At 61.4% G+C, this 23,695-nt stretch carries 24 protein-coding genes; 13 read left to right on the top strand and 11 right to left on the bottom strand.

Annotated features, from left to right (window positions below):
* Positions 1–2: 2 nt before the first annotated feature.
* The 3 genes from Q1A06_RS05355 to Q1A06_RS05345 form a co-directional block, all read right to left on the bottom strand.
* The gene (locus tag Q1A06_RS05355; RefSeq protein WP_299559635.1) at positions 3–1,034 is read right to left on the bottom strand and encodes an enoyl-CoA hydratase/isomerase family protein; all 1,032 of its coding nucleotides are present in this window, start codon (positions 1,032–1,034) and stop codon (positions 3–5) included.
* A gap of 4 nt (positions 1,035–1,038) precedes the next feature.
* Positions 1,039–2,181 (bottom strand): acyl-CoA dehydrogenase family protein, encoded by a 1,143-nt coding sequence (locus tag Q1A06_RS05350; RefSeq protein WP_299559632.1) that lies wholly within the window; start codon positions 2,179–2,181, stop codon positions 1,039–1,041.
* Between the two features lie 62 nt (positions 2,182–2,243).
* Positions 2,244–3,743 carry a CoA-acylating methylmalonate-semialdehyde dehydrogenase gene (locus tag Q1A06_RS05345; RefSeq protein ID WP_299559629.1) on the bottom strand — a complete coding sequence of 500 codons (1,500 nt, stop codon included), beginning with the start codon at positions 3,741–3,743 and terminating at the stop codon, positions 2,244–2,246.
* A 113-nt stretch (positions 3,744–3,856) separates the two neighbouring features.
* On the opposite strand from Q1A06_RS05345, the gene Q1A06_RS05340 reads away from it, so the two are divergent.
* The 3 genes from Q1A06_RS05340 (at position 3,857) to coaD (ending at position 5,842) form a co-directional block, all read left to right on the top strand.
* Complete coding sequence (locus Q1A06_RS05340) at positions 3,857–4,780, top strand: LysR family transcriptional regulator (RefSeq protein ID WP_299559626.1); 924 nt, start codon at positions 3,857–3,859, stop codon at positions 4,778–4,780.
* A 63-nt stretch (positions 4,781–4,843) separates the two neighbouring features.
* Positions 4,844–5,278 carry a CBS domain-containing protein gene (locus Q1A06_RS05335; RefSeq protein WP_299559623.1) on the top strand — a complete coding sequence of 145 codons (435 nt, stop codon included), beginning with the start codon at positions 4,844–4,846 and terminating at the stop codon, positions 5,276–5,278.
* A gap of 69 nt (positions 5,279–5,347) precedes the next feature.
* The gene (coaD, locus tag Q1A06_RS05330; protein WP_299559620.1) at positions 5,348–5,842 is read left to right on the top strand and encodes a pantetheine-phosphate adenylyltransferase; all 495 of its coding nucleotides are present in this window, start codon (positions 5,348–5,350) and stop codon (positions 5,840–5,842) included.
* A 113-nt stretch (positions 5,843–5,955) separates the two neighbouring features.
* Here the strand turns inward: coaD and Q1A06_RS05325 are convergent, their stop codons facing one another.
* Together Q1A06_RS05325 and gap are read right to left on the bottom strand one after the other, a co-directional pair.
* Complete coding sequence (locus Q1A06_RS05325; RefSeq protein WP_299559617.1) at positions 5,956–6,099, bottom strand: hypothetical protein; 144 nt, start codon at positions 6,097–6,099, stop codon at positions 5,956–5,958.
* Between the two features lie 58 nt (positions 6,100–6,157).
* On the bottom strand, positions 6,158–7,159 hold the full coding sequence (gap, locus tag Q1A06_RS05320) for a type I glyceraldehyde-3-phosphate dehydrogenase (RefSeq protein ID WP_299559614.1): 1,002 nt from the start codon (positions 7,157–7,159) through the stop codon (positions 6,158–6,160).
* 194 nt (positions 7,160–7,353) lie between these two features.
* Between gap and Q1A06_RS05315 the strand changes: the two genes are divergently transcribed.
* Complete coding sequence (locus tag Q1A06_RS05315) at positions 7,354–8,334, top strand: DUF808 domain-containing protein (RefSeq protein WP_299559610.1); 981 nt, start codon at positions 7,354–7,356, stop codon at positions 8,332–8,334.
* On the opposite strand, the gene Q1A06_RS05310 is transcribed toward Q1A06_RS05315, so the two are convergent.
* On the bottom strand, positions 8,335–8,520 hold the full coding sequence (locus Q1A06_RS05310) for a hypothetical protein (protein WP_299559607.1): 186 nt from the start codon (positions 8,518–8,520) through the stop codon (positions 8,335–8,337).
* 231 nt (positions 8,521–8,751) lie between these two features.
* On the bottom strand, positions 8,752–10,767 hold the full coding sequence (gene tkt / locus Q1A06_RS05305; protein ID WP_299560557.1) for a transketolase: 2,016 nt from the start codon (positions 10,765–10,767) through the stop codon (positions 8,752–8,754).
* A gap of 260 nt (positions 10,768–11,027) precedes the next feature.
* Here tkt and Q1A06_RS05300 point away from each other — a divergent pair, with 260 nt between their 5' ends.
* Both Q1A06_RS05300 and Q1A06_RS05295 read left to right on the top strand, forming a co-directional pair.
* Positions 11,028–11,549, top strand: a complete 522-nt coding sequence (locus tag Q1A06_RS05300) for a hypothetical protein (RefSeq protein ID WP_299559604.1) — start codon at positions 11,028–11,030, stop codon at positions 11,547–11,549.
* Complete coding sequence (locus tag Q1A06_RS05295; protein WP_299559601.1) at positions 11,549–11,941, top strand: cell division protein ZapA; 393 nt, start codon at positions 11,549–11,551, stop codon at positions 11,939–11,941. The genes Q1A06_RS05300 and Q1A06_RS05295 overlap by 1 nt, the downstream gene beginning before the upstream one ends.
* Positions 11,942–12,256: 315 nt before the next feature.
* Here the strand turns inward: Q1A06_RS05295 and grxD are convergent, their stop codons facing one another.
* Together grxD and Q1A06_RS05285 are read right to left on the bottom strand one after the other, a co-directional pair.
* Positions 12,257–12,619 carry a Grx4 family monothiol glutaredoxin gene (gene grxD, locus Q1A06_RS05290; protein ID WP_299559598.1) on the bottom strand — a complete coding sequence of 121 codons (363 nt, stop codon included), beginning with the start codon at positions 12,617–12,619 and terminating at the stop codon, positions 12,257–12,259.
* A 109-nt stretch (positions 12,620–12,728) separates the two neighbouring features.
* A complete protein-coding gene (locus Q1A06_RS05285; protein WP_299559595.1) occupies positions 12,729–12,965 on the bottom strand; it encodes a BolA/IbaG family iron-sulfur metabolism protein in 237 nt (78 codons plus the stop codon).
* Between the two features lie 144 nt (positions 12,966–13,109).
* Here Q1A06_RS05285 and Q1A06_RS05280 point away from each other — a divergent pair, with 144 nt between their 5' ends.
* The 6 genes from Q1A06_RS05280 to Q1A06_RS05255 all read left to right on the top strand — a co-directional run bounded on the left by Q1A06_RS05280 (position 13,110) and on the right by Q1A06_RS05255 (position 20,804).
* Entirely contained in the window at positions 13,110–14,090 is a 981-nt protein-coding gene (locus Q1A06_RS05280; RefSeq protein WP_299559594.1) for an XdhC/CoxI family protein, read from the top strand.
* Positions 14,087–15,082, top strand: a complete 996-nt coding sequence (locus Q1A06_RS05275) for a molybdopterin-binding protein (RefSeq protein ID WP_299559591.1) — start codon at positions 14,087–14,089, stop codon at positions 15,080–15,082. The genes Q1A06_RS05280 and Q1A06_RS05275 overlap by 4 nt, the downstream gene beginning before the upstream one ends.
* 114 nt (positions 15,083–15,196) lie before the next feature.
* On the top strand, positions 15,197–15,682 hold the full coding sequence (locus Q1A06_RS05270; RefSeq protein WP_299559589.1) for a (2Fe-2S)-binding protein: 486 nt from the start codon (positions 15,197–15,199) through the stop codon (positions 15,680–15,682).
* Positions 15,683–15,810: 128 nt separating this feature from the next.
* Positions 15,811–18,174 (top strand): xanthine dehydrogenase family protein molybdopterin-binding subunit, encoded by a 2,364-nt coding sequence (locus Q1A06_RS05265; RefSeq protein WP_299559586.1) that lies wholly within the window; start codon positions 15,811–15,813, stop codon positions 18,172–18,174.
* Between the two features lie 118 nt (positions 18,175–18,292).
* Entirely contained in the window at positions 18,293–19,087 is a 795-nt protein-coding gene (locus Q1A06_RS05260) for a xanthine dehydrogenase family protein subunit M (protein ID WP_299559583.1), read from the top strand.
* A gap of 160 nt (positions 19,088–19,247) precedes the next feature.
* A complete protein-coding gene (locus Q1A06_RS05255; RefSeq protein WP_299559580.1) occupies positions 19,248–20,804 on the top strand; it encodes an OmpA family protein in 1,557 nt (518 codons plus the stop codon).
* A gap of 72 nt (positions 20,805–20,876) precedes the next feature.
* Here the strand turns inward: Q1A06_RS05255 and infC are convergent, their stop codons facing one another.
* On the bottom strand, positions 20,877–21,425 hold the full coding sequence (infC, locus tag Q1A06_RS05250) for a translation initiation factor IF-3 (RefSeq protein ID WP_366523503.1): 549 nt from the start codon (positions 21,423–21,425) through the stop codon (positions 20,877–20,879).
* A 203-nt stretch (positions 21,426–21,628) separates the two neighbouring features.
* Between infC and Q1A06_RS05245 the strand changes: the two genes are divergently transcribed.
* A complete protein-coding gene (locus Q1A06_RS05245) occupies positions 21,629–22,642 on the top strand; it encodes a translation initiation factor 3 (RefSeq protein ID WP_299559577.1) in 1,014 nt (337 codons plus the stop codon).
* Positions 22,643–22,724: 82 nt separating this feature from the next.
* On the opposite strand, the gene Q1A06_RS05240 is transcribed toward Q1A06_RS05245, so the two are convergent.
* Entirely contained in the window at positions 22,725–23,573 is an 849-nt protein-coding gene (locus Q1A06_RS05240; RefSeq protein ID WP_299559574.1) for a ferredoxin--NADP reductase, read from the bottom strand.
* Between the last annotated feature and the right edge of the window lie 122 nt (positions 23,574–23,695).

Raw genomic sequence — 23,695 nt, 5'->3', positions numbered from 1 at the left:
TGTCAGAGTTTGAGGGCGTTTTCGCCCAAGGGTAGCAGCATTTTCGACACAGCTGCCAGGGGTACGTTCATGTCCGCAAAACGCCATTTTGGGACGCGATCCTTGTCGATGATCGCGGCGCGAATGCCTTCAAGGAAGTCGCCGTGCTCCATCGCGCGGGCGGTAAAGCGGTACTCGTGATCGAGCGCTTTTTCCATGGTAAGCGACGGCCCGCGCAGGCGGTGGATCATTTCGATCGTGCAGGCCATGGAAAGCGGTGCGTTCCGGCCCATCGCCTTGAGTGTCGCAGCAGCAAATGCGCTGTTGGACACTTGGAGAGAACGCAGGATGTCGCCCAGTGCTTCGCCCCCGAAATGCGCGTCGATCTCTGCCTGCTGGTCGGCGAGCGTCCCGTCGACCGGCACATCGGCAACAACCGCGATGCAAGTTGCATCGCCCGTCCGCTCAAGCTCGGCCATGACTTCTATCCACTTGGACTGTGGGATATAAGTATCTGCAAATCCTGCATATATCGCGTCTGCACCGTTCATGCGAACGGCCGTTGTGCCCAGGTATTCCCCAAGCCGACCGGGCGCCAGTGCTAACATCAACGACCCGCCAACGTCGGGTACAAGGCCGATGCCACATTCCGGCATTGCGATCTGGCTGGTTTCGCCCACGATCCGGTGCGACCCGTGACACCCGATCCCGACGCCGCCGCCCATCGTGAAGCCTTGCAGAAAGGACACGACCGGCTTGGGATAAGAAAATATCTTGTTGTTCATCCGATATTCGTCGGCCCAGAACTTCTGGCCGTAGGCATAGTTCCCCTTCAGACCGGTCTCATACAAATCGGCAATATCGCCCCCGGAGCAGAAAGCGCGGTCTCCGGCAGCGTCGATGACGATCAACGCGACGGCAGGATCATCGCGCCACCCGTCGAGAGCGGTCTCGACGGCGAGACACATGTCGTAGGTTAATGCATTCAACGCTTTGGGCCGGTTCAGCGTGATCCTGCCCGCTTTTCCGACGACGCGGATATCAATGTCACTCATACACTCACCGGTTTTTCAGCATGTCGCGGGAGACGATCACCCGCATGATCTCGTTGGTGCCTTCGAGGATCTGATGCACCCGCAGATCACGCACCAGCTTTTCGATGCCGTAGTCGGCAAGATACCCGTAACCGCCGTGCAACTGCAGACATTGGTCCACAATACGCGAACCGGCCTCGGTCACGAATTTCTTCGCCATCGCGCAGAACTTGGTGGCATCGGGTGCTCCGGTGTCAAGCTTCCACGCGGCCTGCCGCAAAAACGTGCGTGCGGCCTGAAGCTCGATCTCCATGTCCGCGAGGCGAAATTGCAGGCCCTGAAACTGGTCGATCGGCTTGCCGAACGCTTGCCGCTCGCCCATGTAATCAAGGGTTTTGGTCAGTGCGGTCTGTGCCGCCCCCAGCGAACAGGCCGCGATGTTCAGACGACCGCCGTCCAGCCCCTTCATTGCATATTTGAAACCACTGCCCTCCTCGCCCACTAGATTTTCGGCGGAAATGTTGCAATTGTCGAATTGAACCTGCGCTGTCGGCTGGCTGCGCCAGCCCATCTTGTCCTCCAGACCGCCGAAGGACAGACCCGGTGTTCCGTCGGTCACATACACTGTCGAGACACCGGCGGCTCCATCGTCGGAAGTGCGCACCATGCAGACATAGGCATCCGAATAGCCGCCTCCGGAAATGAATGCCTTGGTTCCATTCAGGGTATAGCCCTCGTTGGTCCGCTCTGCCCGCGTTTTCAAGGCTGCGGCGTCAGAGCCGGAGCCGGGTTCCGTCAGGCAATAGCTGAGCACCGTTTTCATCGACAGCACGTCCGGCAATACGCGCGCCTTCATTTCGTCGGATGCAAAGCTGTCGAGCATCTTGGCGCACATGTTGTGGATCGACAGGAACGAAGCGACGGATGGACATGCCATCGACAGGGCTTCGAACACCAGCGTTGCGTCCAGACGCGACAACCCCGATCCGCCCCCTTCCTCGGAGACATAGAGCCCGCCGAAGCCAAGCTCTGCGATCTTTGGCCAAAGCTCTTTGGGAATGCACTCTGCCTTCTCCCATGCCTGCGCGTGGGGCGCGATGTGCTCTTGCCCAAAGGCGTAAGCCATATCGAAAATGGCGGTCTGTTCCTCGCTCAGTGCGAAATCCATCGTATCCTCCCGAACCTGTCAAATGTGGCCTGTGGCGCCCCTTGGGGGGACGCCACCGTGTCTTATTCCATCACCGGGATGGAGAATTCGCCGCCTTCTTTGATGCCCGAAGGCCAACGCGCGGTCACGGTCTTTGTGCGGGTGTAAAATTTGAACGCATCCGACCCGTGCTGGTTGAGATCGCCAAAGACCGACTTTTTCCAGCCGCCGAACGTGTGATACGCGAGCGGCACAGGGATCGGCACGTTGATGCCGATCATGCCCACGTTGATCCGGTTCGCAAAATCACGCGCCGCATCGCCGTCCCGGGTAAAGATCGCGGTGCCGTTGCCGTATTCGTGGTCCATGGCCAGTCCAAGCGCCTCTTCGTAGGTTTGCGCGCGCACACAGGTCAGCACGGGGCCGAAAATCTCCTGCTTGTAGATGTCCATATCCTTGGTCGCGCGGTCGAACAGGTGCGGCCCGATGAAAAAGCCGTCTTCGTAGCCCTGAAGCTTGAAATCGCGCCCGTCGACGACGAGTTCAGCGCCCTGGTCGATGCCGGTCTGGACCAGACGCTCGATATTTGCCTTGGCCGCGGCGGTCACGACTGGGCCGTAATCCACATCCTTGCCGGAGGTATAAGGACCAACCTTGAGCTTTTCGATGCGCGGCACCAGTTTTTCGATAAGCCGGTCAGCGGTTTCGGCACCCACCGGAACGGCTACGGAAATCGCCATGCAGCGCTCGCCCGCCGCACCGTAGCCCGCGCCGATCAGCGCGTCCGCGGCCTGGTCCATGTCCGCGTCGGGCATGATGATCATGTGGTTTTTCGCTCCGCCGAAGCACTGTACGCGTTTGCCGTTGGCACAACCCGTCGCATAGATGTATTCCGCGATCGGTGTAGAGCCGACGAAGCCTACCGACTGGATGACATCGTTATGCAGAATCGCATCGACCGCTTCCTTGTCGCCGTTCACGACCTGCAGAACGCCTTTGGGCAGACCCGCTTCTTCGGCCAGTTCGGCCAACATCAGCGGCACGGAAGGATCACGCTCCGACGGTTTCAGGATGAAAGCGTTGCCACAGGCGATGGCCGGCGCAAACATCCACATCGGGATCATCGCGGGGAAGTTGAAAGGCGTGATGCCCGCCGTCACGCCAAGCGCCTGGCGCATCGAGTACATATCAATGCCGGGACCGGCGCTGTCGGTGTATTCGCCTTTCAGAAGCTGGGGCGCGCCGATGCAGTATTCCACCACTTCAAGTCCGCGCTGCACGTCGCCTGCCGCATCGGGCAACGTCTTGCCATGCTCACGGCTCAGGGCTTCCGCCAGTTTGTCCATATCGCGGTTCAGCAGATCGACCAGCTTCATCAGCACGCGCGCGCGCCGTTGTGGGTTGGTGGCGGCCCAGGCGGGTTGAGCCGCCTGCGCGTGGGCGACGGCCTGCTCCATTTCTTCGACACTCGCCAGCGGGCATTTCGCTTGCACTTCGCCGGTAGCGGGGTTCATGACGTCGGCAAAACGGCCCGAAGTGCCTTTGACGTGCGCGCCGTTGATGTAATGAGTCAGCTCTTGCATGGGATCCTCCGATGGGTGTTCGGGCGCAGTGTAGTCTTGCAAAAAGGTCGCGAAAAGGGGCAGCTTGGCAAAATAGTTTTGCAAAAATGCAAAGCGCGCGATGGAGGCCGACTTTGGAACATAATTGGGACGACTTGCGTCTTTTCCTTGCCGTGGCCCGCGCCGAAAGCCTGTCAGGCGCGGGTAAGGCGCTGCGGCTTGATCCTGCAACGCTGGGGCGGCGCATGGCGCGGCTGGAGAAAGCGATGCAGACTGCCTTGTTCGTCAAATCGCCACAAGGCTATACGCTGACGCAGGCGGGTGCGGATTTGCTCACACGGGCAGGCGCGGCGGAGCAGGCGATGCGCGCTGCGACTGCAGGGGTCGCGGCGCCGACGGAAAGGTTGTCAGGCCAGATCCGTGTCGGCGCGCCCGACGGCTGTGCGAATTATCTTTTGCCGCAGGTCTGTGCCGCGATCGGGCGCGACAATCCCGCACTGGAGATCCAGATCATTGCCTTGCCCCGCGTTTTCAACCTGTCGCGCCGCGAAGCGGACATGGCCATCGGCGTCAGCGCGCCCGCCGCCGGGCGTCTGATGGTTCGCCAGGTCAGCGAATACAAGCTCCACCTTGCCGCTTCGAACGACTACCTTGCGGCGCATGGCCCGATTCCCGATTTTAGGGCGCTGAAAGACCATCCGCTGGTCGGCTACATCCCCGATATGATCTTTGACCGCGAACTCGACTACCTGGCCGATCTGGGGGCGGGTAGGGTGCCTTTCGCGTCCAACTCGGTCTCGGTGCAGATCAACATGATCCGTCAGGGGGCAGGTGTGGGCGTGGTCCATGATTTCAGCTTGCCCTTCGCCCCCGGTGTGCGCCGCATCCTGACCGAGCAGCTAAGCCTGACGCGGGCGTTCTATCTGATCCGCCATGCGGACGACGTGCGCGATGCCAGACTGGCCAAATTCGCCGATCAACTGGTCCTGCGCCTGAAATCCGAGGTCTCGCGCCTCGAAGAACTTGGAAAACAAGAGGGTGGGCAATCGCAGCCTTGACAGGTGGACGCATCGCGCGCGACCATAACCTCCAGCGTACACGGGTCATAGGAGGATGATGATATGCTCGTTTCACATATTCTACAGTCGAAGGCGGACGACCGCGTGGCGACCGCTTTGCCCTCCGTTACCGTGGCGGACGCGGCGCGCATGTTGTCGGAACGGCGCATCGGTACGCTCGTCATTTCGCGCGATGACCGGACAATCGATGGCATCGTGTCCGAGCGAGACATCGTGCGACAACTGGGAAAGGCGGGCGCGGAATGTCTGCACCAGCCTGTGAGCGATATCATGACCACGAAACTTGTGACTTGCACCCGGCAGATGCGCGCCGACGAGGTTCTTGCGCAAATGACCGAAGGGCGGTTTCGCCACATGCCTGTTCTGGACGAAGGCGCACTGGTGGCGCTTATTTCGCTGGGCGATGTTGTCAAGGCCCGGCTGAGCGAGGTCTCGATGGAAAAGGACGCTCTCGAAGGAATGATACGGGGGCATTGAGCCCGCTTGCCTTTCAGAGGACAGCGTGTTTTCTTGCGACGAAATTGACCTGAACCAAGGAGCGCCCCTATGCGCGTTGGCCTCTATCCCGGTACGTTCGACCCGATAACACTCGGGCATATCGATATTATCAGACGCACCGCGTCGCTGGTTGACAAGTTGGTTATCGGGGTTGCGATCAACCGCGACAAGGGGCCGTTATTCTCTCTCGAGGAGCGTGTATCGCTGATCGAAGAGGAATGTGCAGAGCTCTCGGAAGAAACCGGGATGGAGATTGTCGTCCATCCGTTCGAGAACCTGTTGATCAACTGCGCGCGTGATGTTGGCGCCTCTCTGATCATACGCGGATTGCGGGCGGTAGCGGATTTTGAATACGAATACCAGATGGTCGGGATGAACCGTCAGCTGGACGATGAGATCGAAACGGTGTTCCTGATGGCCGAGGCGCAGCGTCAGGCGATTGCCAGCAAGCTGGTCAAGGAAATCGCCCGTCTCGATGGCGACGTGAGCAAATTCGTGACGCCTCGCGTTAATACGGAGTTGATTGCACGGTTCAGCGAATAGGGACAGGTATCGGAAGGACGAAGCGGCCTTCTGGCATCAGGTCCGCCGACAACATCTGCGATCGGGCGGGCGCTGCGTCGTAACATCCCGACCCCCGTGTGAGTTGTGAAATGTCAGCGCCAGAACGCGAGCCATTCGATCAGATCGGCAAATTTCTTCGCCAGGAAGATACCATGCTCCGTCCCGTAGCAGGCGTAGTCGACCAGAACTGCCCCGACAATGAAAAGCCCCAGCACAAGCGCGATACGATTGGTCATAGCGGGTCCTTTGCGGTTGCCAGCCCCTTCTAGGGCAGGCAACCCGCAGCGGCAAGCATTAGCCGAGGGCGCCCATCGCCACGGCCACATCGGCCATGCGCACGGAAAAAGCCCATTCGTTGTCATACCATGCAAGCACCCTTACGGTGCGTCCGGCCACGACAATTGTCTGGTCCGGCGCAAAGATCGAGCTTTGCTCCGTGTGGTTGAAATCGACAGAGACTTTCTGCTCGGGATCGTAGCCGAAGACACGCGCCATCGGACCTTCAGCCGCGGCCTTGGCGGCTGCGTTGATTTCATCCACCGTCACGTCGCGCATGGCGGTAAAGGTCAGATCGACGGCGCTGACATTGGGGGTGGGCACCCGCATCGCGGTACCGTCCAGACGCCCTTTCATGACGGGCATCACTTCTCCCAGCGCCTTCGCGGCGCCGGTCGATGTTGGGATGATCGCAAGCGCCGCCGCCCGCGCCCGGTAAAGATCACTGTGGCGACGGTCCAGCGTCGGCTGATCCCCGGTATAGCTGTGGATTGTGGTCATAAGACCGCTTTCGATGCCCACGGCCTCGTGCATGACCTTTGCCAGGGGCGCGAGACAGTTGGTCGTGCACGATCCGTTCGAAATCATCGTGTCGCTGGCCAGCAGAGTGTCGTCATTGACGCCGAAAACCACCGTCCTGTCCACGTTCTTGCCGGGCGCGGACAGCAAAACCTTCTTTGCGCCACGCTCGATATGCGTGCGCGCCATGTTGCCATCGTTGAACTGCCCGGTGCATTCCAGCACCACGTCGCACCCGGACCAGTCCAGTTCCTGAAGGTCGTACGTCGACATGACTTCGATGTCGTTCTGACCAAGGTTCAGAACCCCGTCGCCGACGGTGATCTCATTTGGGAAACGGCCGTGAACACTGTCGTATTTCAGCAAATGTGCGGCGGATGAGATGGGTCCCGTTGCGTTCAGCTTCATCACTTCGATATCGTCGCGCCCCGATGCCGCGATGTGGTTGAGGGTACAGCGGCCGATCCGGCCAAATCCGTTGATCCCGACTTTGATGGTCATGTGACGCTCCTGAGTGATCTTTTCAGGGCTGCTATATCCGCCCCCATGCCCCGGGGGCCAGACCCAATGGCATGATGGATTCTCATGTTAGCGTTAAAATCAGAGGTTAGCGGTAACGCCTTCACGCCATGCACCATTGGCAATTGCGTCAATCTGTCCTAGCTAGAAACCTGCGTAACGGAAGGATCTGTGTGATGAGTGGTTTGATTGCCTTGCTGGATGATGTCGCGGCGATTGCCAAGGTGGCTGCGGCGTCCGTGGACGATGTGATAGGGCAGGCGTCCAAAGCCAGCGCCAAGGCTGCCGGTGCGGTGATCGACGATGCGGCGGTGACACCGAAATACGTGCACGGGTTCGAAGCCAGCCGCGAATTGCCGATCATCTGGCGCATCACCAAAGGCTCTCTGCGCAACAAATTGGTGTTCTTGCTGCCGGCCGGGCTGGTGCTATCGGAATTTGCGCCATGGGCTATTCCTCCGCTGCTGATGCTGGGCGGGGCATACCTGTGCTTCGAAGGGGCGGAGAAAGTCGCCCATGTGCTGGGACTGAGCGAGGGGCACGAAGATCACCCGGGCAAGGCAGAAAAACCCGACGATCCCGCGGTCCTCGAAGAGCAGAAAGCGGAGGGTGCGATCAAGACCGATTTCATTCTATCGGCGGAAATCATGACGATCGCCCTGTCACAGATCCCCGAAAGCACATTCTGGCTCGAAGCGGCGGTATTGGCGACGGTTGCGGTTATCATCACGGTGGCGGTCTACGGTTCGGTCGCGTTGATCGTCAAGATGGACGATCTTGGGCTGACCATGGCCAATAACGGGCGACTGGGTCTGACCCGTGCGCTTGGGCGGGGTTTGGTCAAGGCGATGCCGCGTTTTCTCAAGCTGCTGACCGTCGTGGGCACGATGGCGATGCTCTGGGTCGGTGGATCCATTATTGTGCACGGCCTCGAAGAACTCGGCTTTGGCGCGATCGGTCACTGGATTCACGATGCCGCAGTCGGGGTGGCCCATCTCGTACCCGCGTCGGTCCAAAACGCCACGGAATGGGCAGCGACGGCTACGATGGACGGTGTGTTCGGATTGGCACTGGGGCTGCTGCTGATCCCGGTCGGCGAGAAAGTTGTTACACCGATCTGGCGCGCCGTGTTCAACCGAAAGGCGCAGGCGGCCTGATCAGGCGTCGGACCGATGCTTGCGGTCGATCAGGGTCGAAGCGACAGTGGCAAGTGCCAGTGTCGCCATACCGAGATGTCCGAACAGGATGTAGTTCCAGAGAACTTGCATGAATCCGCCCCCCGTGAATATGGAGATCATGGCTGCAACACAGCCTGTCATGATTGCTGTCAGAAGATACGCCATGTCCAAACCCCCTAATAAACCGAGTTTAATCGTCCGCAATAATCGTTAAACTAGAATTAACACCGATCAAGATACTTATACGGTACAAGCGGTATGTGGCCGATCTTCGCCCGAAATGTGGCAAAACCGGCGCGAATTGGCTTATTTCCGTGGTTAAGCGGTTTTCATAGCGGAATCAAAACGGCGGACCCCGTTGCCAGGGCCCGCCGTTCCACAAACTCAGGACAGGTGTCAGAGAAGTGCTTTTGCGCGCTCAACCACCGTCTCGGACGTGATGCCGAACTTGACAAATAGCGTGTCCGCAGGCGCGGAGGCACCGAAGCTGTCCATGCCGACAAAATCCGCCTTACCCCATTTACCGCGCTCGCCGAGCAGCCAGCGGTCCCAGCCCTGACGTACGCCTGCCTCGATGCCGATGCGCACCGGGCCGCCCGGCAGCACCCGCTTGCGATACGCTTCGTCCTGTTGCGCGAACAACTCCATGCAGGGCAGGGAGACGACGCGGCAGCCGATGCCCTCGGCCTCCAGCGTCTCGCGGGCGTCCAATGCTACGGACACCTCTGACCCGGTGGCGATCAGAATGACCTGCCGTTTGGCGTCCGCATCTTTCAGAACGTAACCGCCCTGAGCAACCAGGTTCTTGTTCTTGTGCTCCAATCGAACCGTCGGCACACCCTGACGGGTCAGCGACAGCACCGATGGCGTGGCTTTCTCAGTCAGCGCGATTTCCCAGGCTTCGGCTGTCTCGACCGTATCGGCGGGGCGGAACACCAGCGTATTCGGTGTCGCGCGGCTGATCGCCAGATGTTCGACAGGTTGGTGCGTCGGGCCGTCCTCGCCCAGACCGATGCTGTCATGGGTCATCACATAGACGACCGGCTGTTTCATCAGCGCCGACAGCCGCATCGCGGGCCGGGCGTAGTCGGTGAAACACATGAAGGTACCGCCGTAGGGACGCACGCCGCCGTGCAGCGACATGCCATTCATCGCTGACGACATGCCATGCTCGCGGATGCCCCAATAGACATAGCGACCGCCCCGGTTGTCGATGTCGAACACGCCCAGATCGGACGTCTTCGTGTTGTTCGAGCCGGTCAGATCGGCAGAGCCGCCCACCGTTTCCGGCAGGATCGGGTTCACGACCTCAAGCACTTTCTCCGAGGACGCACGGGTGGCGAGTTTTGGCGCGGTCTCGCTCATTTGCTTCTTGAACGCCTTGATCGTTGCACTCAACTTTCTCGGCGCGTCGAGCGCCAGTGCCCGGTTGAACGTCTCGCGCTTGGCGCGGGGCATCTTGTCGAACCGTTCTTCCCAGTCCCTGCGCGCCCCCACACCACGCTGGCCGATGGTTTCCCAGGCTGATTTGATCTCGGACGGGATATCGAACAGGCCGGCGGTCCATCCCCAGGCCTCCTTCGCCTCGGTGATCTGCGCGGGATCGGTAAGCGCGCCGTGGCCCTTGGATGTGTCCTGTGCCGCATGACCCAAAGCGATATGCGTCTTGCAGGCGATCATGCTTGGCGTATCTGTTTTCTTGGCCGCCGCCAGCGCCGCGTCGATCTCGTCGGGGTTATGCCCGTCGATCTCCTGCACGTCCCACCCGGCAGCGCGAAAACGTGCGGGCTGATCGGTGGTGTCCGACAGGCTCACGGGGCCGTCGATGGTGATGCTGTTGTTGTCCCACATCAGGATCAGTTTGCTCAGCTTGTGCCGCCCGGCCAGCGTGATCGCCTCCTGGCTCACGCCTTCCATCAGACAGCCGTCCCCGGCGATGACATAGGTGCGGTGATCGACGACCTTCGCGCCATAGGCGGCACGCTGGATCTCTTCGGCCATGGCAAAGCCCACGGAATTCGCGATGCCTTGCCCCAGAGGACCGGTCGTTGTCTCGATCGCATCGGCAAGGAAGTTCTCCGGATGACCCGCCGTGCGCGCGCCCGCCTGGCGAAAGTTCTTGATTTCCTCGATGGGGAATTGGGTGTCGCCGACAAGATGCAGCAGCGCATAGATCAGCATCGATCCATGACCGGCAGACAGGATAAAACGGTCCCGGTCGGGCCAGTTGGGCTGTGCCGCGTCGAATTTCAGGTGCTTTTCGAACAGGACGGTGGCGACATCCGCCATTCCGATGGGCATGCCGGAGTGGCCAGAATTCGCAGCAGCGACAGCGTCGAGTGTAAGCGCGCGGATGGCGGCCGCCTTTGACCAATGATCGGGGTGGGCGGTTTGGAGGGCTTTGAGATCCACGAGGCTGCGGCTCCTTGAGAATGAGGCAAAAGGGATGGTTGGCAGGTCAATATCAGGGTCGGGGGAAAGTTCAAGCGCGACGGACCACGCGACCGTCACCACCGTTTCGCCCGGCGGATGAAGGCCGCTCGCCAAGCCGCTGTTTTCAAAGAGGGGAAGCAATTCCGCTCGGCTTTGGGTAGGATCGCGCCATGATCCCGGATAAATCGATTCGAATCCGGGAATGGGTGGGCTGTTTGCGCAATGAGGTCAGAGGGCATATGAGCGAAATCGAAGAACTTCAGCGGCGCATTACGGCCGCGATGGATCAGGTGGCGTTCGGCCTTGAGAAACTGGCCGCTACACCCGCCGGGCCGGACCCGGAAACGCTGTCGCAGCTCGAAGAGGAGCGCACCGCGAACGCACAGCTTCAAGAGCGGGTGCGGACGCTGCGCCAGAAATCCGACGGTGAAGCGACGGCCCTGCGCGAGCAGCTCGAAGAGAGCGAAGCGCGCATGGCTCAGCTCGACATAGAGCTTCAAAGGGTGCGCCGCGCCAACAGCCAGTTGTCGGACGCCTGCGTCGCGCTGCGCGAAGCGAACGCGGAAGGGGTCGGAGAGCCGCATTTGATCAACAAGGCGATGCTGGCCGAACTCGAGGCGTTGCGCGCCGCGCGCGCGGCGGATGTCGCCGAAGCCTCTGTTATTCTCGCCAGCCTGCAACCGCTGGTCGACGCCGCGACCGATACGCCCAAACCAGATGCGCCCCAACCGGAAGTGCCGAAATCACAGGAGGACGCTTGATGCCCGAGGTCAAGATTTCCATCGGGGGTCGTCATTTCGACGTAGCCTGCCAGGAGGGCGAGGAAAGCTATCTGCACGCTGCGGCCAAGATGCTGGATGACGAAGCACAGGTGCTTGCCGATCAGGTGGGCCGGATGCCCGAAGCGCGGATGCTGCTGATGGCAGGTCTCATGCTTGCCGACAAGACCGCGAGCGTCGAGGACAAGATCATCGAGGTGCGCGCCGAACTGGCCGAGCGGGAGGCCGAGCTTGAAGGTCTGCGCAACGTCGTTGTGGAGCCAGAGCGCATCGAAGTGCCGGTGGTGCCCCAATCGGTTACCGACACCCTTGCCGAAATCGCTGCGCGCGCAGAATCCCTGGCGGCCGAAGTGGACGAGAAAACCGGCGGTTAGACGCGGCTGATCGGGCCGAGACTGCAGTGCGGAATTGGCGGATGCGTATAAGGTTCGCCGGATTGTTGGTGTTCGATGGGTTCAGCCGCGCATCCGCGACAGCGATCCGCGCGTGGCTGAAAGGCGGACAGGGTTGCCGCACGCGTGCCGCCGCCGCTGTCATATCCCGGACTGAAGATGTGCCGCAAACAGCCATGCGCAGTAAACGGCGTACAATGCTTGTCGGGTAAGCAACCCTTATTAAAGTGCCAATAAGAAAAGCGCCCGCAGTTACCTGCGGGCGCGAACCTCAGTCGCCTGACAACGACATCGGCGTCAGGCGTTGGTTTCGCGGATCTTGTCGGCGGCTTCCTTGTCGAAGCTGACCCCGTTCTCTTCCAACAGCGTGTCGAGCTCCCCCGACAGGGTCATTTCGGTGATGATGTCACAGCCACCAACAAATTCGCCCTTTACATAAAGCTGCGGGATCGTGGGCCAGTCCGAAAAATCCTTGATCCCCTGACGGATGCCTTCATCCGCCAGCACGTTCACATCGGAAAAATCAATGCCCATATAGTTCAGCACCCCCGCCACGCGGCTGGAAAAGCCGCATTGTGGCATGGATTTGGTGCCTTTCATGAACAGGACGACATCGTTTTTGGTAATCGCTTCCTGGATCTGTGCGTTTGCGTCGGTCATCGGGGCTTCCTTGTCGTTACGCGTACGGGCTTTGGTTGCGGAGTGCGGGTGAGGGCGGCGCATGCGCCGACACATACGATTGCGGCCGTGGCGGTCAACAGAAACATCATTATTCGGGTACCTTCGTTGTTAGGGCCAGGGCGTGCAACTCGCCCGTGGCGCCATCCATCTTGCCTTTCAGCGCGGCGTAGACGGCGCGCTGCTGCTGCACACGGTTTTTTCCGCGAAAGCTCTCATCCACAACCATCGCCGCCATATGCACACCGTCATTGCCTTCGACCACGATTTTCGCATCGGGGAAGCTCTCGCGCAGGAGATCTTCGATTTCTCGGGCTTGCATCGGCATCTGGGGCTCCGTCACTGGCTGCGTCTGTTCTAGATGTAGTAGGGGGCGGGGCCGCGTGCAAGGGAGGTTCATCAACGCTTGCGCGCCGCGTGCATTTATCGGACCCTTGCGCAGGCGGGCAGCCACCGAAGAAGGAAAGCGCACATGGACACATCACAGGCAACACGCACCGGCGCGCCGGAACAGGCGCTGGACTGGCTGCGCGCGGACAAGACCGTCGCGCTGGCAACGGTGATCGAGACGTGGGGCTCCGCGCCGCGCCGTGTGGGCGCACAGATGGTGGTATCCGGCGAAGGCGAGATGGAAGGCTCCGTCTCCGGTGGCTGTGTCGAGGGGGCGGTGGTTCTCGAGGCGCTCGAAGCGGTGGAAGATGGCGAAACGAAGGTGCTTGAATACGGTGTCAGCGACGGCGATGCCTTTGCCGTGGGACTGGCGTGCGGCGGGAACATCAGGATATTGGTCGAGCCGGTCGGCGCGGACGGAATGCCGCGCGCAATGCTGGAGGATCTGGTGGCCAAACGCGCGGCCCGGGTGCCGGTTGCCTATGAGGTGGCCCTGGACGGCAGCACACGGCAATTGGTCACGCAGGGCCACGCCGACCGGTTCCGGATGGACCGTTCCGGCGTGGACGGAGACGGCGCAGTTTTCGTGGCGATCCACAATCCGCCGCTGCGGCTGGTCGTGGTGGGGGCGGTTCACATTGCCCAATCGCTGGTGCCAATGGCGCAGATGGCCGGTTTTGATCCCGTCGTCATCGACCCGCGCGAAGCCTTCGGCGCGCCCGCGCGATTTCCCACGGCGCGGGTGCTCAACGACTGGCCAGATTCTGCGCTGGCGGAAGTCGGCGTGGACAGCCGCACGGCACTGGTCCTGCTGACCCACGATCCGAAGCTTGACGATCCAGCCCTGCATCTGGCGCTGAAATCGGACGCATTCTATATTGGCGCGCTCGGGTCAACGCGGACCCATGCGGCGCGGGTCGAGCGGCTGACCGGGGCCGGGTTCGATGCGGACAGCATCGCGCAGATACACGGCCCCGTAGGTCTGGATATCGGGGCGGCGGGACCTGCTGAGATCGCGGTGTCGGTCCTCGCCCAGATGATCGCCGTGTTGCGCAAATCATGAAATTCGGAACTGTGTCACTGGCCGACGCCGAAGGCTGCGTGCTGGCGCACTCCGTCGCGCTCACAAAAGGCCGCCTGCGCAAGGGGCAGGTGTTGACGTCGGCAGATCTGCGCGCGCTGCGTGCATCCGGTCATGACAATGTGATCGCCGCAACGCTGGGTCCGGACGACATGGGCGAGAACGCCGCTGCGGATGCACTGGCCGACGCGATCATGACGCGGGCGCAGGGCGTTGAACGCGGTGCGGCCTTCACCGGCCGGGTCAATCTTGTCGCGGCGCAGGCTGGTGTGGCCGTTCTGGACACGGCGGCGATCGCGGCGATCAACGAGGTTGACCCGATGATAACAATTGCCACCGTGCCGCCTTTTCAACAAATGCGGGCGGGTGGGATGCTGGCCACGATCAAGATCATCTCCTATGCCGTGCCGAAGGATGCCGTGGCGCGGGCCGCGGCCGCCGCACGCGGCGCGGTGACGCTGGCGGGTCCGGTGCTGACGCGGGCGGCCCTGATCATCACGGAGATTCCCGGCGGCGCGGGAGAAAAGGGCCGCGCGGCGATCGAAGGGCGGCTGGACACGCTTGGCGTATCGCTCGGGGTAGTCAAGGTCGTGGCGCACGAGCGCGCGGCGTTGACGGCGGCCATCCGCGATGAGAACAGCCCGCTGGTGCTGATCCTGACAGGCTCGGCCACGTCCGACATCGACGATGTGGCACCGGCGGCACTCGTCGCGGCGGGCGGTCGGATCGAGCGGTTCGGGATGCCGGTCGATCCGGGCAATCTGCTGTTTCTGGGCACCCGCGGCCCGCAACAGGTGATCGGGTTGCCGGGCTGTGCGCGCTCGCCCGCACTCAACGGTGCCGATTGGGTGTTGTCGCGGATCGTCTGCGGACTGAAGGTCACGGGCGCGGACATCGCGGCGATGGGGGTGGGCGGTTTGCTCAAGGAGATCCCGACCCGTCCACAACCGCGCCGCGGAACTTCGCGGGCGTAATTGCGCGCGTTCGGGGTGTGTCGTGGGAGACGGGCGCGAAATTGTGACTTCTCAAGGCGTCTGGCGCGTGTTTAACTCTTGCCAACGCATACTCGAAAGTCTGGGAGGACATTGATGACACAGGTTAAAATGACCGTGAACGGCAAAACCGCGTCGGGCCACGTGGAGGGTCGTACACTGTTGGTGCAGTTTTTGCGCGAGGATTTGGGCCTGACGGGCACGCATGTCGGCTGCGACACCAGCCAATGTGGCGCCTGTGTGGTGCATGTGAACGGTCAGGCGGTCAAGGCCTGCTCGATGTTGGCGGTCGAGGCGGACGGTGCCGACGTAGCCACAATCGAAGGGCAGGCGGCTGCCGACGGAACGCTCAACACGATTCAGCAGGCGTTTCAGGACCACCACGGTCTGCAATGCGGGTTCTGCACGCCAGGCATGGTGATGTCGGCGGCGGCCTTGCTGAAAGACAATCCCAAGCCGACTGTGGCCGAGGTGCGCCACTATCTTGATGGCAATATCTGCCGCTGCACCGGTTATCACAACATCGTCAAGGCGATCATGGCCGCATCGGGTCAGGACATAGGCGCCATCGCTGCTGAATGACGGCGACGCGTGCCCCGCACCGGGGCGCGGAAAAGATCAACGAAAGGGCGCGGGCCGGAGGAGGTCCAGCACCTGTTCGATAAAAACAGTCAGGTGCGGCCATCGCATCATCCCATGGGAGGAATAAAATGCCAAAAGACAGTGGTATCGGCGCCAGCTCGAAGCGGCGCGAGGACATCCGGTTTCTGACCGGTGACGGCAATTACACCGACGACATCAACATTCACGGACAGGCCTATGTCCATTTCCTGCGCTCGGACGTCGCCCACGGCACGCTCAATTCTGTGAACACCGATGCCGCCGCCGCGATGGACGGCGTGGTCAAGATCTTTACCGGCACGGATTTCGAGGCTGTCGGCTCGATCCCCTGCGGCTGGCAGGTGACAGACAAGCACGGCGAAGTGATGCAGGAGCCGCGCCATCCGGTGCTGGCCCATGGCAAGGTCCGCCACGTGGGCGAACCGATTGCCGCCGTGGTCGCCGACACGCCGGAGCAGGCGCGCGACGCCGCCGAAGCGATCGAGGTGGACATTTCCGAGCTGCCTGCCGTGATCGACATGAAAGAGGCTGTCAGAGACGGCGCGCCCAAGGTGCATGACGATCTGACAGGCAACCTGTGCTACGACTGGGGTTTCGTGGAGGAAAACAAGGGCGCCGTTGATGCTGCTTTCGAGAAGGCCGCGCATGTCACGACGCTGGAGCTGGTCAACAACCGCCTTGTCGCCAACCCGATGGAGCCGCGCGTGGCAGTCGGCGATTTCGCCCGCAGCACCGGCGATTACACGCTCTATACGACGTCGCAGAACCCGCATGTGATCCGGCTGTTGATGGGCGCCTTCGTGCTCGGGATCCCCGAGCATAAACTGCGCGTGGTCGCCCCCGATGTGGGCGGCGGTTTCGGCACCAAGATCTTCCACTATCAGGAAGAGGCATTTGTCACCTTCGCCGCCAAGGCCTGCAACCGTCCGGTCAAATGGACCTCGTCACGCTCCGAGGCGTTCATGTCGGACGCGCACGGACGCGACCATGTGACCAAGATCGAGCTGGCGCTGGATGCGGACAACAACTTCACCGCGCTGCGCACCGACACCTACGCCAATATGGGTGCTTACCTGTCGACCTTCGCGCCGTCCGTCCCCACCTGGCTGCACGGCACGCTGATGGCGGGCAACTACAAGACGCCGCTGATCTATGTGAACGTCAAGGCCGTCTTCACCAATACCGTGCCTGTCGATGCCTACCGCGGTGCCGGCCGACCCGAGGCAACATACCAGCTTGAGCGACTTGTCGACAAGGCCGCGCATGAGCTGGGCGTCGATCCGATCAAGCTGCGCCGCCAGAACTTCGTCACTGAATTCCCCTATGCCACGCCTGTGGCGGTGGAGTACGATACCGGTGACTATATCGCCACGATGGACAAGCTCGAAGAGATGGCCGATGTCGCGGGCTTTGCCGCGCGGCGTCAGGAATCCGAGGCCAAGGGTCGGTTGCGCGGCTTCGGCGTGAACTGCTACATTGAGGCCTGCGGCATCGCGCCATCCAACCTTGTGGGGCAGCTCGGCGCGCGCGCGGGGCTATACGAATCCGCGACCGTTCGGGTCAACGCCACCGGCGGTCTGGTCGTGATGACCGGCAGTCACAGCCACGGGCAGGGCCACGAGACTTCCTTTGCCCAGGTAGTTGCCGAGATGATCGGCATCGACGAAAGCATGGTGGAGATCGTACACGGCGATACCGACCGTGTGCCGATGGGCATGGGCACCTACGGCTCGCGCTCGTTGGCTGTCGGCGGCTCGGCAATGGTGCGCGCCACAGAAAAGATCATCGCCAAGGCGCGCAAGATCGCGTCGCACCTGCTCGAAGCATCCGAGACCGATGTCGAGTTGAAGGACGGTGCGTTCACCGTTGCGGGCACGGATAAATCCGTGGCCTGGGGTGACGTGACGCTGGCGGCCTACGTGCCGCACAACTACCCTCTTGAAGAAATCGAGCCGGGCCTCGAAGAAACCGCGTTCTACGATCCGGCGAACTTTACCTACCCGTCGGGTGCCTACGCCTGCGAGGTCGAGCTTGACCCCGAAACCGGACAAGTCACGGTCGAGCGGTTTTTCGCAGCGGATGATTTCGGCAATATCGTCAATCCGATGATCGTGACCGGTCAGGTCCACGGCGGGCTGGCGCAGGGCATCGGTCAGGCACTGATGGAAAACTGCACCTACGATGCGGACGGCCAGTTGCTAAGCGCGTCTTACATGGATTATGCCATGCCGCGCGCGTCGGATCTGCCGTTCTACGATGTCGACCATTCGTGCCAGACGCCCTGCACACACAATCCGCTGGGCGTGAAAGGCTGCGGCGAGGCGGGGGCGATCGGATCGCCGCCGGCGGTGGTCAATGCGGTGCTCGACGCGATGCGGTCAGGCGGCAAGGATGTCAGCCATATCGACATGCCGGTCTCGCCGCACCGTGTCTGGGAAGCGATGAACAGCTGAGAGGGGCAGGGTGGAGGCTCCCTCCGCCCAACCCCAATCCACGCCATGCACGAACACAGGGTTAGAGGCACGATGGTAGACCCACGCGGGACCATCTGCCGAAGAAAAGGAAGAAACGATGTATAATTTTGATGTGGAGCGGCCCAAGACGGTCGCGGACGCGGTCAACGCACTTGCAACGGACGAGGCGCAGCCGATGAGTGGCGGGCAGACTTTGATCCCGACACTCAAAGCACGCCTTGCGATGCCGTCTGTTCTGGTCTCGCTCAGCGGGATTGACGAGATGAAAGGCGTGCGCAAGGGCGACGATGGTCGGTTGTGCATCGGGGGTGGGACCACCCATGCCACGGTCGCAGCGGAAGCGGCGGCGGATTTTCCGGGCCTTGCGGGTCTTGCCGCGCGGATCGGTGATCCGGCGGTACGTAACCGGGGCACCATCGGTGGCTCGGTCGCCAACAACGATCCGTCCGCGTGCTATCCGGCGGCTGTATTGGCCACCGGTGCGACGGTCGTGACCAACAACCGCGAGATTGCGGCGGACGACTATTTTCAGGGCATGTTCGCCACCGCCCTCGAAGAGGGCGAAATCGTTACCGAGGTGAAGTTCCCGATCCCGCAGGCGTCGCACTATGAAAAGCACATCCAGCCCGCATCGCGGTTCCCGCTGGTAGCCGTGTTCGTTGCGAAATTCGCGGATGGCGTGCGTGTCGCAGTGACCGGCGCGTCGGAAAACGGTGTGTTTCGCTGGACCGAAGCCGAAGCGGCGCTTGGCGGCGCGTTCAATTCCGATACGGTAAAGGGACTGACCGTCGATGCCGCCGATATGATCAGTGACCTGCACGGGTCGGGCGCGTACCGGGCGCATCTGGTCGGCGTAATGACCCGCCGCGCAGTGGATGCGATAAACGGCTGAGATAGATACCAATAGCGATAGACGCGCCGCCGACGAAGGCGCGGCTATCGCTTAACGACGGGCATGTTATTGCCTATCAGCGGAACTTTCCCCCTTTGTGATGCTTGAGTTACCGATGTGCGCTGATGTCGCATGGGTGAAGAAGCACAAGGATCACACGATGAAAAAGCTTTTGAAATCGACCACCTCACTGGGTCTCGCGCTTGCGATGAGCCTGCCGCAGATCGCTTCTGCACAGGCCGCACGGTGCCAGGGCAACCTGAACGCTTATGAGTTCCCCTGTGCGATGCCTACCGGAGAGGTGGTCAATGACAAGATGGAAGCCCTCAACTTTCATGAAGCGCACCAGTTGCAACGCATTGATGAATTGAAATTGGCGATCTCCCAGGCCGACCGTGATGTGGTCAAGGATACGAGCGCCTTGATCTCAGAGCTGAAGACGATGCAGGAGCGTCTTACCGTGACGCGCAGCGAGATGGCGAAAGCGCAAGCGGACGGTCAGGAAGCAGCGCAGGCGCAGAATAATGCGGCCGAGAAAGCCCGCAAGGAGGCCGAACGCGCCGCGTCCGAGCAGGCGAAAGCCGACGAAAAAGCTCGAAAAGCCGAGCAACGGGACGCTGATCGCGCGGAGCAGGCCGAGGAGGACCGTCGCGCCGAGCGTCGGGCGGAACGCCGTGCGCGCCGCGCCGAGCAGGATGCCGCAGCAGCCGCAGCGAACGACGATGGTACCGCCGGTGAGGTTGTTACCGAAAGCCTTACGCGGGAGGATGTCAGATCTTCCGATCAGGAGTTTGACACCGACGTTTCCGCAGCGGGCGCGGAAGAGAAGGACGATGACGACGGCCTGAGCAAGTTCGAGAAGGCCTTGATCTTAGGCCTCGGTGCCGTGGCTGTGGGTACCGTGCTGAAGAATGGGGACGAAGTTTTAAGCCGGTCCGGAGACCGCGTCGTCGTGGAACGCGACGGTGAACTTCGGGTGCTCAAGAACGACGATGCGCTGCTGCGTCAGCCCGGAAATGATGTACAGACAGAGACCTTCAACGACGGCTCGACCCGCACGATTGTCACCAAGCCCGACAGCAGCCAGATCATCACGGTCCGCAGTGCCGATGGGACCGTTCTGCGCCGCGTGAGCGTGTCACCGCAGGGTGAGGAAGTGACGCTGTTCGACGATACCCAGATCGAACGCGAAATCGTGGTCAGCGAACTGCCGCAAATACGGGACACGAGCCAGCAGGCAAGTGCGAGCGGCGAAGACGATCTGCGCCGCGCATTGCTCGCAGAACAGTCCGCACGCCGGGGCGATGCCTTCTCGCTGCGCCAGGTGCGAGATGTACCTCAGGTGCGCGCGATGGCGCCCCAGATCGAGCTGGATGCGGTGCGCTTTGAATCCGGTTCCGCCGCGATCGCGCCAGAACAGGCGCGCAGTCTTGCGCGCATCGGGAACACGTTGCGTGATCTCATTGATGAAGACCCGCGCACCGTTCTGCTGGTCGAAGGGCATACGGATGCCGTTGGCGATGCGACCTATAATCTGGCCCTGTCGGACCGGCGCGCCGAGACTGTCGCGCTAGCATTGACGGAATATTTCGATGTGCCGGCGGAAAACCTGATCGTTCAGGGCTATGGCGAAAGCGATCTGAAGGTACAGACCTTGACGGCCGAACAGGCGAACCGCCGCGCCGTTGTGCGCAATATCACGGGTTTGCTGCGATAAGAGTGGTGCCATGAATAAAGCCACCGCCGACAGTCGGCGGTGGCTTTCATCCAGCTCTGCAAATGCCGCTGATTACTTGCTGGGCAAGGGGCCGATCAGCATTACCATCTGGCGGCCCTCCATCTTTGGAAAGTTCTCGATCTTTCCGTATTCCCTGGTATCTTCCGCGACCCGTTCCAGCAATTCACGACCGAGGTTCTGGTGCGCCATCTCGCGTCCCCGGAACCGGAGCGTGACCTTCACCTTGTCGCCGTTTTCCAGAAACTTGAAGACGTTGCGCATCTTGACGTCGTAATCGTTCGTGTCGGTATTCGGACGGAACTTGACCTCTTTGATCTCGATGATCTTCTGCTTTTTGCGCGCTTCGGCCTCACGCTTTTGCGTCTCGTACTTGAACTTGCCGAAATCCATGATTTTGCACACGGGCGGATTGGCGTTTGGTGAAATCTCTACCAGATCAAGCCCGGCCTCTTCGGCCATTTCCATGGCGCGTGCGGGGCTGACGACGCCGACATTCTCACCGTCAGCGCCGATCAGGCGAATTTCAGGAGAACGGATGCTGTCATTGACGCGCGGGCCGGTGTCTCGTTGGGGCGGCGCGTTATGGGGTCTGCGAGCGATGATGGTCGTCCTTTGATTGTTGTCTCATACGAGTTGACAAAATAGACACCCGATGGCTTTCCTTCAAGGCGAAAATCATGCGAGCGGGGGCTGGTTTTGCGCGTTTTCCCCTTGAACAAGGGCGCTCACTTGCGCATTTCAGCCCCAGTGATGGTCCGTTCGGCAGTTTTGTCGTCGCCCATTTACACAAAGGGGAATAAAATATGAAAAATCTTGTTTGGATCGTCGTCGCGGCGATCGTCGCATTCGGTGGATATCTTCTGTATTCCGGACGTAGTGTTGAGGAGATTGCAACCGATGTCTCCGAAACAGCGACGACAGCTGCGGAAGCGACGGCAGAGATTGCGGAACAGGCGGTTGATGCTGCAGCGCAGGCCGCTGAGGAAGCGGCAGACGCCATCGCCGAGACCACGGATGAAGCGATTGCCGCAGGCGAGAGCCTTGCTGAGGACGCCGCCGATGAGACCGACACCACGGTTGACATGACAGAGCAGGCCGGTGTGGACGCCACAGACGCGGCCGAGGAAACGGCAGATGACTTGGTCACCGCGACCGAGAACGCCGCCGATGCCGTTGAGGACACCGCATCCGAGACAACGACAGACGTTGTGACTGCAACGGAAGAGGCGGCGGACGCGACGGCTCAGACCGCTGACGACGCGGCGACGGCTGTCGAGAACGCGGCAGAAGACGCGGCTGAAACCGCAAGCGAAGCGACCGATGCCGCCGAGGCGACGGCGAGTGACGCGGCGCAGGCGACCGAAGAGGCAGCGACCGACGCCGCAGAGGCTGCCGAGGAAACGGCGACTGATGCTGCACAAGCGACCGAAGAGGCAGCGACCGACGCGGCAAACCTAGCCGACGAAACCGCCGAGGAGGCCGCCCAGGCGACCGAAGAAGCGGCGACCGAAGCGGCGGACGCAACGGAAGAAGCGGCCACTGACGCGGCGCAAGCCACCGATGAAGCCGCCACGGACGCAGGGGATGCCACCGAGCAGGCGGTTGACGACGCCGCAAACGCTGGCGACCCGATGGCAGCCGAAGCCCTGACAGTCGAAAACTTCGATCTGCAGAAGGCTGTCGAGATGATCGAGAATTCAGATCTTAGCACGATCCGCAAGGCGGCGCTGGAGCAGGCGATCACCGCCGCGCAGGACAGCCCTGAATTGCTGCGCCCGGCACTTGAGAACCTGCGCGAGGCGCTGAGCGCCCAGTAACCCGTCCGGTTCTGTGCCAACGCGAAAGCCCCGCTTCCCTTTCAGGAAGCGGGGCTTTTTCATGTAATCCATGGTTGGGGTATTATCCGACGAATGCCTTTTCCACGACGTAATGCTTCGGGTCGGAATTGGCACCTTCCTCGAGGCCGAAGCCTTCGAGGATCGCCTTGATGTCGGTGTTCAGACCCAGGGATCCACAGACCATCGCCCGGTCCGTTTCGACGGACATGCCGTCGATGCCGAGATCCCGAAAGACGGTGCCGTTCTCAAGCAGCGTCGTGATGCGTCCCATCTTCGGGCTCTGCTCGCGGGTCGTGGTGGGATAATAGCGCAGCTTGGCCAGATGGTCCGCGCCGATCAGCTCCTGCATCATCTCGTCGGTGCGCAGGTCTTCGATCAATCTGCGGGAGTATTCAAGCTCGGCCACATCCCGGCAGGTATGGGTGACGATGACCTCATCGAATTTCTCGTAGGTTTCCGGATCGCGCAGCAGGGACGCGAAGGGCGCAAAGCCGGTGCCGGTGGCGAAAAACCAGATCCGCTTGCCCGGCAGCAGCGCGTCGTGCACCAACGTGCCCACCGGCTTGGGCCGCAGGATGATCTCGTCTCCCGGAGCGATATGCTGCAACTTCGAGGTGAGCGGACCGTCCTGAACCTTGATCGAGTAGAACTCAAGCTCGTCGTCCCACGCGGGCGATGCGATGGAATAGGCGCGCAGCAGCGGCTTTTGCTTGCCGGTCTCCGGGTGCGGATCCCCCATCAGCCCGATCATCACGAATTCCCCCGATCGGAACCGCAGCGATGGGGGCCGCGTCACGCGAAATGAAAACAACCGATCGGTCCAGTGCTGGACAGAAGTGACGGTCTGGGCGTCGGGCAGGGTGGGAACGGCTTTGGCGGTTTGTGTATTCACGGAAGAACGCTCGGTCATGATTTCTGCGCGCGGCGATCGCGCCCCGCGCTGCTTGTGTAATGAATAGAGGCGCTGCGCGCAACGCACGGACGGTCGCGTTTGCCGTGTTGGAAGGATATCTGTTCCTGACCACCCGATTC

The organism is uncultured Sulfitobacter sp. (genome assembly GCF_947497275.1).
Taxonomy (GTDB): Bacteria; Pseudomonadota; Alphaproteobacteria; order Rhodobacterales; family Rhodobacteraceae; genus Sulfitobacter.
The sequence above is the reverse complement of the archived record's forward strand: the minus strand, read 5'-3'. Positions and strand labels throughout refer to the sequence as shown.

Bases quoted from the DNA above. Each gene is read 5' to 3' on its own strand.
- Q1A06_RS05355 (WP_299559635.1), bottom strand. From the start codon at position 1,034: ATGAGTGACATTGATATCCGCGTCGTCGGAAAAGCGGGCAGGATCACG.
- Q1A06_RS05350 (WP_299559632.1), bottom strand. From the start codon at position 2,181: ATGGATTTCGCACTGAGCGAGGAACAGACCGCCATTTTCGATATGGCT.
- Q1A06_RS05345 (WP_299559629.1), bottom strand. From the start codon at position 3,743: ATGCAAGAGCTGACTCATTACATCAACGGCGCGCACGTCAAAGGCACT.
- Q1A06_RS05335 (WP_299559623.1), top strand. From the start codon at position 4,844: ATGCTCGTTTCACATATTCTACAGTCGAAGGCGGACGACCGCGTGGCG.
- coaD (WP_299559620.1), top strand. From the start codon at position 5,348: ATGCGCGTTGGCCTCTATCCCGGTACGTTCGACCCGATAACACTCGGG.
- Q1A06_RS05325 (WP_299559617.1), bottom strand. From the start codon at position 6,099: ATGACCAATCGTATCGCGCTTGTGCTGGGGCTTTTCATTGTCGGGGCA.
- gap (WP_299559614.1), bottom strand. From the start codon at position 7,159: ATGACCATCAAAGTCGGGATCAACGGATTTGGCCGGATCGGCCGCTGT.
- Q1A06_RS05315 (WP_299559610.1), top strand. From the start codon at position 7,354: ATGAGTGGTTTGATTGCCTTGCTGGATGATGTCGCGGCGATTGCCAAG.
- Q1A06_RS05310 (WP_299559607.1), bottom strand. From the start codon at position 8,520: ATGGCGTATCTTCTGACAGCAATCATGACAGGCTGTGTTGCAGCCATG.
- Q1A06_RS05300 (WP_299559604.1), top strand. From the start codon at position 11,028: ATGAGCGAAATCGAAGAACTTCAGCGGCGCATTACGGCCGCGATGGAT.
- Q1A06_RS05295 (WP_299559601.1), top strand. From the start codon at position 11,549: ATGCCCGAGGTCAAGATTTCCATCGGGGGTCGTCATTTCGACGTAGCC.
- grxD (WP_299559598.1), bottom strand. From the start codon at position 12,619: ATGACCGACGCAAACGCACAGATCCAGGAAGCGATTACCAAAAACGAT.
- Q1A06_RS05285 (WP_299559595.1), bottom strand. From the start codon at position 12,965: ATGCCGATGCAAGCCCGAGAAATCGAAGATCTCCTGCGCGAGAGCTTC.
- Q1A06_RS05280 (WP_299559594.1), top strand. From the start codon at position 13,110: ATGGACACATCACAGGCAACACGCACCGGCGCGCCGGAACAGGCGCTG.
- Q1A06_RS05275 (WP_299559591.1), top strand. From the start codon at position 14,087: ATGAAATTCGGAACTGTGTCACTGGCCGACGCCGAAGGCTGCGTGCTG.
- Q1A06_RS05270 (WP_299559589.1), top strand. From the start codon at position 15,197: ATGACACAGGTTAAAATGACCGTGAACGGCAAAACCGCGTCGGGCCAC.
- Q1A06_RS05265 (WP_299559586.1), top strand. From the start codon at position 15,811: ATGCCAAAAGACAGTGGTATCGGCGCCAGCTCGAAGCGGCGCGAGGAC.
- Q1A06_RS05260 (WP_299559583.1), top strand. From the start codon at position 18,293: ATGTATAATTTTGATGTGGAGCGGCCCAAGACGGTCGCGGACGCGGTC.
- Q1A06_RS05255 (WP_299559580.1), top strand. From the start codon at position 19,248: ATGAAAAAGCTTTTGAAATCGACCACCTCACTGGGTCTCGCGCTTGCG.
- Q1A06_RS05245 (WP_299559577.1), top strand. From the start codon at position 21,629: ATGAAAAATCTTGTTTGGATCGTCGTCGCGGCGATCGTCGCATTCGGT.
- Q1A06_RS05240 (WP_299559574.1), bottom strand. From the start codon at position 23,573: ATGACCGAGCGTTCTTCCGTGAATACACAAACCGCCAAAGCCGTTCCC.